The sequence below is a fragment of the Streptomyces sp. SID5910 genome (assembly GCF_009862125.1).
Taxonomy (GTDB): Bacteria; Actinomycetota; Actinomycetes; order Streptomycetales; family Streptomycetaceae; genus Streptomyces.
This window is the reverse complement of sequence record NZ_WWHX01000722.1, coordinates 1-8,907: the sequence shown is the minus strand read 5'-3', so window position 1 is coordinate 8,907 and position 8,907 is coordinate 1. Positions and strand designations below refer to the sequence as shown.

The following is an 8,907-nucleotide window of genomic DNA, read 5'->3' as shown; positions in this document are numbered from 1 at the left end:
GGCGGCCGGACTCACCACGGGCACGGCGGCCGCGACCGCGAGCGCGGCACAGGCGGCCGCGGTGCCGGCGAGCGCCGCCGCCGTCACCGGCCGGAAGCTCCGCGACCTGACGGGCCCCGCCGAAACCGGCCGGTTCGCCGCGCACTGGACCGACCTCGGCATACCCGTGCGCTGCCCCGACGGCACGATGCTGTTCGTCTGCGGCGACACCTTCGACGGCGCCGGCGTGGGCGACGGCGACTGGCGTGCCCCGGTGGGCCTGCGCGCCCGGCAGCCCGACCTCGACTCCCTCGTCATCGACGACAGCGTGGGCGGCGCGCACGCCGTGGGACTGGTCCCGGAGGGCCACGAGAACGGCACCACCGCCATACCGTCCGACGTGTTCACGGTCGGCGGCACGATGTACATGCACCTGATGCGGGGCGTCCTGTACCGCACCCACCACTCCGACTTCTGGCGCTCGACCGACAACGGCGAGACCTGGCAGTACCTGTGCCAGTGGCCGGGGGACCAGTACGGCGGCCAGTTCCAGCAGAAGACGTACGCGGTCGCGGACGACGGCTACTGCTACGTCCTGTCCACGGTGTTCAACCGGGACGTGGCCTCCGACCTCCTGCTGCACCGCGTCCGCCAGGACCGGGTGGGCGATCCGGCCGCCTACGAGCCCTGGGGCTACGCGAACGGCGCCTGGGCGTGGGGCAACCACCCGACCACCATCACCGCGCGCCGCCGCTGGGGCGAGATCTGCTTCCGCGCGATGGGCGGCCGATACGCCCTGACCTGGCTGAACATGGAGCCCCTGTCGATGCGGGCCCAGATCTTCGCGCTCCCGACGAGCAACCTGTTCGCCACCCCGGAACAGACCGTCATCGTCCCCACCACCCCGGGCCACGAGTCGGGCAACGCGGTCGCCAGTCCCTACGGCGGCTTCATCTTCCCCGGATCGACCTTCAGCGACCTCGACCTCGCCGTGAGCCAGTGGTACGACGACCGGAACTACCGGGTGATGCAGTACCGGATCAACGGCCTCGCGGTCTGAGCACGTTCCCCGTCCGAACCACCCGAGGAGTACTCGTGCGCGCACGAAGACTGCTGATCACCCTGGTGGCGGGGCTCGCCGCCGTCACGGCGTCCACCACGCCCTCCGTCCAGGCCGACACCGGCGGCCCTCCCGGCGCCGCCGCGGCCGGCACTCTCGCGAACGCCCCGGAGAGCACCTATTTCTCCACGGCACAGATATCCCCGGGGGCCACCGTCGGCGCCCCCGCCGTGGGCGACAACCGGGAACACGGCGACCTCTGGCCGTCCTGCTGGTCGGACGACGACAACCTCTACGCCGCCTACGGAGACGGAGTGGGCTTCGGGAACACCTGGCAGGACATAGGCGTGACCCGCATCAGCGGCATGCCGGGCAGCCTGACCGGCGCCCAGCGCGCGGAGGGGGACCGGGTCGGCCGGATCTGGGGCGACCCCGCGCAGTACTACCGCAAGCCCACCGGCATGGTCTGCGTGGACGGCGACCTCTACCTCGCCGTCCAGGACCTCAGGCGCGGCACCCTGGACAGCGCGCCCAGCGCCACCGTCGTCAAGTCCACCGACAAGGGTCAGACCTGGACCTCGGACCAGACCCGCCCGATGTTCTCGGACGCCGAGTTCACCACCGTCATGTTCCTGGACTACGGCAAGGACAACGCCGACAGCCCGGACGGCTACGTCTACGCCTACGGCCTCGACCACAACTGGCGCGACACCTTCGACCCCGACCCGGACCCCACCGACCTCTACCTGGCCCGGGTGCCCGCCGGCTCCGTCCAGGACAGGTCGGCGTGGCAGTTCTACGCCGGTGACGGCGGCGGCGCCCCGACCTGGACGCCGGACATCGACCGGCGGGTCCCGGTCCTCCACGACGACCGCCGCGTCTACCAGAACGTGGGAACCGCGGGCCGCGTCAAGGACCTCAGCGTGCTCAGCCAGGGCGGCGTCGTCTACAACAAGCCGCTGAACCGCTACCTCTACACCTCCTGGACGGAGTACACCTTCGAGTTCTACGAGGCGCCGGCCCCCTGGGGTCCCTGGAAGCGCTTCACCCCGAAGGACTTCGGCGGCTACCCCTGGACACACACCAAGCACGGCGGCTACGCCACCACCATCCCGTCCAAGTACATCGGCGCGGACGGCAGATCGATGTGGCTCCAGTCCAACGTCTGCCCCTGCGGCGGCGGTTACCCGGCCGGTGACTTCTGGGCGTACACCTACTCCCTGCGGCCGATGTCCCTCACCCCGTCCGTCCCCACCGACCCGGCCAACACCCCGGACGGCGCACGCAACCTCGCCCGCGAACCCGGCACCGTCCCGGTCGAACGCGCCACTCACTTCGGCACCGCGATCTACAACGACGGCGTGCGGAATCAGAACGAGGACGACTGGAACGACGAACGCAAACCGGCGAGTTGGTGGGGCTACACCTGGCCGCGCGAGTACCGCGTCAACCAGGTCGCCTACACGACCGGCCGGATGTTCGGCGACGGCGGCTGGTTCAGCGGACCGCCCAGGATCCAGGTCCGGCGCGACGGCGTCTGGACCGACGTCGAGGCCCAGCGGATCACCCCCGCCTACCCGACCTCGTCGGCCGCCGGCACCAACCGGACCTACGTCTTCGACTTCGCCACCACCAGCGGCGACGGCGTCCGCGTCACCGGGGCGAGCGGCGGCACGCAGACCTTCACCTCGATCGCCGAACTGGAGGCCTACTACCGCTGATTGGACAGCCACCGGTGCCGGTGGCCGGCCCACGGACGTGCTCGTGCGGGGCGGGGCGGCGGCGACGCCCCGCGAGGACCCCGGCGCCCGGGGTTCACGGCTGCGGGCGGACGGTGAGCATCTGCTGCGCGTGACCCGCACAGCGCGGCGATGTGAGCGTGGCGCTGATCAACCCGCGCCCGGCCTTCGTCCACCGGGTCCGTTTTCACCAGCTGGTGGGCGGGACCGCCTCCGCCGTCGTCGGCTATCAGGAGGTTCTGGCGGAGGGCGTTCGGCTGGTGGTCGACACCGTGACGCGGATCGACGTGGCGGGGCGGCCGAGTTCGCCCAGCCGATCGCCGGCCTGGAGGACGCGCAGCGGCTGCTGCCGGTCCTCGACGCGGCGCCCGCGTCGGCCGCGGTGACGGTGGTCGGAGCCGGTCCGACGGGCACCGAGACCGCCGCCGAGCTCGCGGAGCAGGGCCGCAGCGTGACCCTGGTCTGCGGTGGGGTGCTCGGCCCGTACTTGCACCGGTGGGGGCGGCGTTCGGTGGCCGGTCGGCTGGCGGCGCTCGGAGTGAGAGTCGTGGAAGGTGCCGACGCGAGGGTGACGGCGGTGACGCGCGATGCGGTGCGGCTCGCCGACGGCCGGGAGCTGCCGAGCGCGGTGCCCCTCTGGACCGCCGGTTTCGGCGTGCCCGACCTGGCCGCGCGCAGTGGGCTGAGCGTCGACGCCCTGGGGCGGCTGCTCACGGACGAGACGCTCACGAGCGTGGACGACGAGCGCGTCGTCGCGGCCGGGGACTCGGCGGCGCCGTCGGGCCTGCCGCTGCGGATGAGCTGCCAGGCGGCGATGCCGCTGGGCGCGCGGGCCGCCGACACGGTGCTCAGCCGGCTGGCGGGGGAGCGGCCCGAGACCCTCAACCAGTCGTTCGGGGCGCAGTGCATCAGCCTGGGCCGGAGCGCCGGCGTCTTCCAGTTCGGCAACAGGTCCGATGTCGCGGTGTGGCTGCACATCGGCGGTCGCCTCGGCGCGAGGATGAAGGAGACGGGCCGCACGGGCATCGTGAAGCACCTGGCCGACGAGGCGCACCAGCCCGGTGGATACGGCCTGCACCGCATGAAGGGCGGCGCCGGCCGCAAGAAGGCGCTGGAGGCCCCGCGCGTCGAGGCGCCGGCTGCCGCCGAACGGGTTTCCTAGGCCCCATGGAACCCACCGATCCGACGTCCGGACTCCCCTTCATCGACGAGCACCGGGTACGCGTCGGTGCACCCCCGCCGAGGACCCGGGAGCCCTCACCGACTGGATCGCCCGTTCTCTTCCGCCGCATGCTCCGCGACATCGCCCGCGGCGCGGAACGCCGGGGGCCGCGGGGTGAAGCCGCTGTGCAGCTCGACCGACGGCGATCGACGGGCGTCGACGCCGCCCGGACACCGCAGTCCCCGTCCGGCACCACGCCCGCCGGCAGGCGGTGCGGCGTGGGTCGCTACGTCGCGCGGAACCTTCCCTGCTCGACCTCCGTGACCCGCCCCGCACCGATCAGCCGACTCACGTGCTGCGCCGCGGTCCGTCGCTCGACCGGCTCCACGTGCGGGCCCTCGACGTGGGGACGGTAGACCAGTCGGTGCTCGGCGATCTCCTCGACGGTCCGCGGCTCGTCGAGGAACGCCAGGAGGGTCGCGTCACGCTTCGCCACCACCCCCGCGAAGGCGTCGAGCCGCCCGGCGAACTCTCCAGCGCCCTCGATCACACCCTTCTGGTGAGCCGTGCCGTACCAGCGGACACCGATCTCCCGGCACCGGCGCAGGGAAGCCTCGAAATCGGTGAGACTGCTGCCCACGTCGCCGTAGTACGGGCCGAACGACGTCAGGTCGATGTCCGCCACGAAGAGGAAGCCGTCCGGTTCGATCAGGAAACCGCTGTGGCCCGGCGTGTGGCCCGGCAGGTGGACGACGGTCACGGTGCGGCCGCCGAGGTCGAACACCGTGCCGTCCTCGAACCCCGTGGCATCGGGACGGTCCCGCACGTGGAAGTGGTCGCGCAGCATCGCGTGGGTGCGCTCGGTGGCCTCCGAGGGGAGGCCGTAGCCTTCGACCATGACGTCGCGGGACCGCAGTGCGGCCAGGTCCCTCTCGGACTCTCCGACGAGGAGATCGCCGCTCGGTTCGCCAAGGACCTGATCTCGATCTACCCCCAGCTCGAAGGGAAGCTCGGGGAGGGGATCGTGCGGCGGCACCATCGTGTCGTGCCCTTCTGGGCTCCCGGGAAGCGCGCGTCGCTGCCGACGCTGCGCAGTCCCCTCGGACCGATCCACCTGGCCGGCGACTACCAGCTCGACATGCCCTCGCTCGCCGACGCGGCGACTTCGGGCGAGAACGCCGCAAAGGCGGTTCTCGCGAGCCTGAGCCGCTGACCTCTCGTTGGGCAACAGCAGCGTCGGTCTGCCCCGAGCGCAAGAACGCTCCAGGCAGACCGACCTCAGGCTCTAGAAGAAGCCGAGCTTCTTCGGCGAGTACGAGACGAGAAGGTTCTTCGTCTGCTGGTAGTGCTCCAGCATCATCCGGTGGTTCTCCCGGCCGATCCCCGACTGCTTGTAGCCGCCGAACGCGGCGTGCGCCGGGTAGGCGTGGTAGCAGTTCGTCCAGACGCGTCCCGCCTGGATCGCGCGACCCGCGCGGTACGCGGTGTTCATGTCGCGCGTCCACACCCCGGCGCCCAGGCCGTACAGCGTGTCGTTGGCGGTCTTGATCGCGTCGTCGAAGTCGTCGAAGGACGTGACCGACACGACCGGCCCGAAGATCTCCTCCTGGAAGATCCGCATGCGGTTGTGGCCCTCGAAGATCGTGGGCTGGACGTAGTAGCCGCCCTTCAGCTCGCCCTCGTGCTCGAAGCGTTCGCCGCCGGTGAGGACCTTGGCACCCTCCTGCCGGCCGATGTCCAGGTAGGAGAGGATCTTCTCCAGCTGGTCGTTGGACGCCTGGGCGCCGATCATCGTGCCGGTGTCCAGCGGGTGGCCCGGCGTGATCAGCTCGGTGCGGGCGACCGCCGCCTCCATGAACTCGGCGTAGGCGCCGCGCTGGACCAGCGCACGGGACGGGCAGGTGCACACCTCGCCCTGGTTGAGCGCGAACATCGTGAAGCCTTCGAGCGCCTTGTCGCGGAAGTCGTCGTCCTGCGCCCAGACGTCGTCGAAGAAGATGTTCGGCGACTTGCCGCCGAGCTCCAGCGTGACCGGTTTGATGTTCTCCGAGGCGTACTGCATGATCAGCCGCCCGGTGGTGGTCTCCCCGGTGAACGCCACCTTCGCCACCCGCGGGCTCGACGCGAGCGGCTTGCCGGCCTCCACGCCGAAGCCGTTGACCACGTTCACGACGCCCGGCGGCAGCAGATCCGCGACCAGGCTCAGCCAGTAGTGGATCGAGGCCGGGGTCTGCTCGGCGGGCTTCAGGACCACCGCGTTGCCCGCGGCGAGAGCGGGCGCGAGCTTCCAGGTCGCCATCAGGATGGGGAAGTTCCACGGGATGATCTGCGCGACCACGCCCAGCGGCTCGTGGAAGTGGTACGCGACGGTGTCGTCGTCGACCTCGCCGATCGAGCCCTCCTGCGCGCGGATCACGCCCGCGAAGTAACGGAAGTGGTCGATGGCGAGCGGGATATCGGCCGCCAGCGTCTCGCGCACCGGCTTGCCGTTCTCCCAGCTCTCGGCGACCGCCAGGCGCTCCAGGTTCGCCTCCATACGGTCCGCGATCTTCAGCAGGATGCCGGATCGCTCGGTCACCGACGTGCGGCCCCAGCCCGGGGCGGCCCCGTGCGCCGCGTCGAGCGCCCGCTCCACGTCCTCCGCCGTGCCGCGCGCGATCTCCGTGAACGGCAGTCCGTTCACCGGGGACGGGTTCTCGAAGTACTGCCCGCGCACCGGCGGCACGTACTCCCCGCCGATGAAGTGGTCGTAGCGCGACTCGTAGGAGACGATCGCGCCCTCGGTGCCGGGCGCCGCGTAACGGGTCATCCTGGTCTGCCTCCCTCAGCGTGCGCTGCCCGCCGTTGGACAGCTCTCCCGGAGGCTAGGGAGCCCGACGTTGCGCGGACGTTGCGTGAGCGGCGGCGGACCCGCACCGGAGCCCGGCCCCTCACGGTGACTCCTACCGGCGGGGCGTCACCACGCGCGCGGCGCCGCCGTCAGCTCGGACTCCAGCGCGGCGAGCCGGGACAGCACAGCGGCGGTCGGCCGGACCGCGGCCAGCGCACGCCAGACGTCCAGGTCGTCCTCGCCCCACGGCGCGTGCGCCCAGTCGGCCAGCAGGTCCGGGTCACCGCCCGCGATCAGCGCCGTGCGCAGACCGTCGGCCAGCCGGCGCCGGTGCCGCGCCACCGCCGGGGCCTGGGAACCCGGCAGCAGCGGACCGGCATACGCCGCCGCGGCCGCCGTCACACCACCCGCCCGCAGCCGGCGCTCGACCACGGCGACGTCGGACTCCACGGGCATCGTGAGCCGGTACGGGCGGGATGCCAGCACGCCCGGCCCCAGCACCCCGCGCAGCCGCGCCAGTTCGGCTCGCAGGGTCACCGGAGGCACCGTCTCGTCCTCGTACAGCGCGCACAGCAGCTCGTCGCCGGTCAGACCCTCCGGATGCAGCGCCAGCAGCACCACGATCTCGCTGTGCCGGCGACTGAGCCGCACCCTTTTGCCGCCACGGCTCAGCAGCGCCTCGTCACGGCCCAGCGCGGTCAGCTCGGCTGCGCCGGCGGCGGGCCGCTCCGGCGTCAGCAGCGCGAGATGGGACTCGGCGGCACGCGCCACCGCCTGGACGAAGCCCAGGCTGTGCGGATGCGCCAGCCCGTCCCCGCCCGTGATGTCCACGGCGCCCAGCACCCGCCCGGTGCGCGGATCGTGCACCGGGGCCGCCGCGCACGTCCACGGCTGGACCCGCCGGATGAAGTGCTCGGCCGCGAAGACCTGCACCGGCCGGCCGACGGCCACCGCCGTGCCCGGCGCGTTCGTCCCCACCGCGGACTCCGCCCAGCGGGCACCCGGCACGAAGTTCATCCGCCCGGCCCGCCGCCGGGTCGCCGGATGGCCCTCGACCCACAGCAGCCTGCCGTGCGCGTCGCACACCGCCAGCAGATGCTCGCCGTCGGCCGCGAACGCGCCCAGGAGTTCACGGAACAGCGGCATCACCCGTGCCAGCGGGTGCTCGGCGCGGTAGGTGCCGAGGTCACCGTCCATGAGCTCCACGCTCGCGGTGCCGTCCGGGCCGACACCCGCCCGGACGGACCGCCGCCACGACTCCGCCACCACGGCGCGCACGGGCCGCGATACCGTGCCCGCCTCGGTGAACGTCTCGTGCGCGTGGCGCAGCGTCCGCGCGCGCTCGACGGGATCGGCCCCAGGTTCCAGAGCCAGCCATGAATCGGTCAACTCGGCCTCCCCGGAGAGCGATACGACGGGGACATCGTCACTCCGCGGATGAGCGCCGACAACCACTTCGACCGACCCGATCACCCGAACGTGGCCGTCCGCCGTGTGTCAGGCGAAATTGACCAGTCTGATGTACCGGGTCCAGTCCCACAGCGGTCCCGGGTCCGTGTGATCGCTGCCCGGCACCTCGTAGTGTCCGATGATGTGCGCACGGTCCTTGGGAATGCCGTACTTCGTGCAGACCGCCGCGGTGAGCAGCGCCGACTGCTCGTACAGGGCGTCGGTGAGGTACTCCGGCCGGTCCACCCAGGCCTCGTGCTCGATGCCGACGCTGCGGGTGTTGTAGTCCCAGTTGCCGGCGTGCCAGGCGACGTCGGTCTCGCGGACGCACTGCGCGACGTGCCCGTCGGCGGACCGGACGACGTAGTGGGCGGACACCTGTTTGGCCGGGTTGCGGAAGATGGAGAGCGTGTCGGTGTACGTCTCCTGCGTGACGTGGACGATCACGTAGTCCACGGGATAGGTGGTGGGGCGGCTGGACGGGCTGAAGTTGGACGTGCTCGCCGGCTGCCACTCGGCGGACGGGTAGTCGACGTCGGCCAGGGGCAGCGCGGCGGCCCGTGTGCCGGACAGCAGTGCGGAGGAGACGGTGGCGAGCGCGGCGCCCTGTAGGAGCCGCCGCCTGGTCGGGGAAGGTGTTGCCCGTTCCGTTTCCACGGGGGGACCGCCTTTCGTGGTGGGGGGGGGT

Annotated in this window: 7 protein-coding genes and 1 pseudogene; 4 read left to right on the top strand and 4 right to left on the bottom strand. The window is 71.9% G+C overall.

From position 1 onward, the window contains the following. From GTW67_RS25290 to GTW67_RS25280, 3 genes and pseudogenes are all read left to right on the top strand, one after another. The coding region (locus tag GTW67_RS25290) for a DUF4185 domain-containing protein (RefSeq protein WP_237519021.1) at positions 1–1,039 on the top strand (1,039 nt) is incomplete at its 5' end. 35 nt (positions 1,040–1,074) lie between these two features. Next, positions 1,075–2,760 carry a DUF4185 domain-containing protein gene (locus tag GTW67_RS25285; RefSeq protein WP_346010734.1) on the top strand — a complete coding sequence of 562 codons (1,686 nt, stop codon included), beginning with the start codon at positions 1,075–1,077 and terminating at the stop codon, positions 2,758–2,760. A gap of 140 nt (positions 2,761–2,900) precedes the next feature. Next, a pseudogene (locus GTW67_RS25280) lies at positions 2,901–3,940 on the top strand (NAD(P)/FAD-dependent oxidoreductase); the annotation flags it as partial. 286 nt (positions 3,941–4,226) lie between these two features. On the opposite strand, the gene GTW67_RS25275 reads toward GTW67_RS25280, so the two are convergent. Next, the gene (locus tag GTW67_RS25275; protein ID WP_237519020.1) at positions 4,227–4,766 is read right to left on the bottom strand and encodes an MBL fold metallo-hydrolase; all 540 of its coding nucleotides are present in this window, start codon (positions 4,764–4,766) and stop codon (positions 4,227–4,229) included. Between GTW67_RS25275 and GTW67_RS25270 the strand changes: the two genes are divergently transcribed. Then, positions 4,767–5,153, top strand: a complete 387-nt coding sequence (locus GTW67_RS25270) for an FAD-dependent oxidoreductase (RefSeq protein WP_237519019.1) — start codon at positions 4,767–4,769, stop codon at positions 5,151–5,153. A gap of 72 nt (positions 5,154–5,225) precedes the next feature. On the opposite strand, the gene exaC is transcribed toward GTW67_RS25270, so the two are convergent. The 3 genes from exaC to GTW67_RS25255 all read right to left on the bottom strand — a co-directional run bounded on the left by exaC (position 5,226) and on the right by GTW67_RS25255 (position 8,876). Continuing rightward, positions 5,226–6,749, bottom strand: a complete 1,524-nt coding sequence (gene exaC / locus GTW67_RS25265; RefSeq protein ID WP_161167085.1) for an acetaldehyde dehydrogenase ExaC — start codon at positions 6,747–6,749, stop codon at positions 5,226–5,228. Positions 6,750–6,896: 147 nt separating this feature from the next. After that, entirely contained in the window at positions 6,897–8,159 is a 1,263-nt protein-coding gene (locus tag GTW67_RS25260; protein WP_161167084.1) for a GAF domain-containing protein, read from the bottom strand. A 108-nt stretch (positions 8,160–8,267) separates the two neighbouring features. After that, a complete protein-coding gene (locus GTW67_RS25255; protein ID WP_161167083.1) occupies positions 8,268–8,876 on the bottom strand; it encodes an N-acetylmuramoyl-L-alanine amidase in 609 nt (202 codons plus the stop codon). Positions 8,877–8,907 lie beyond the last annotated feature (31 nt).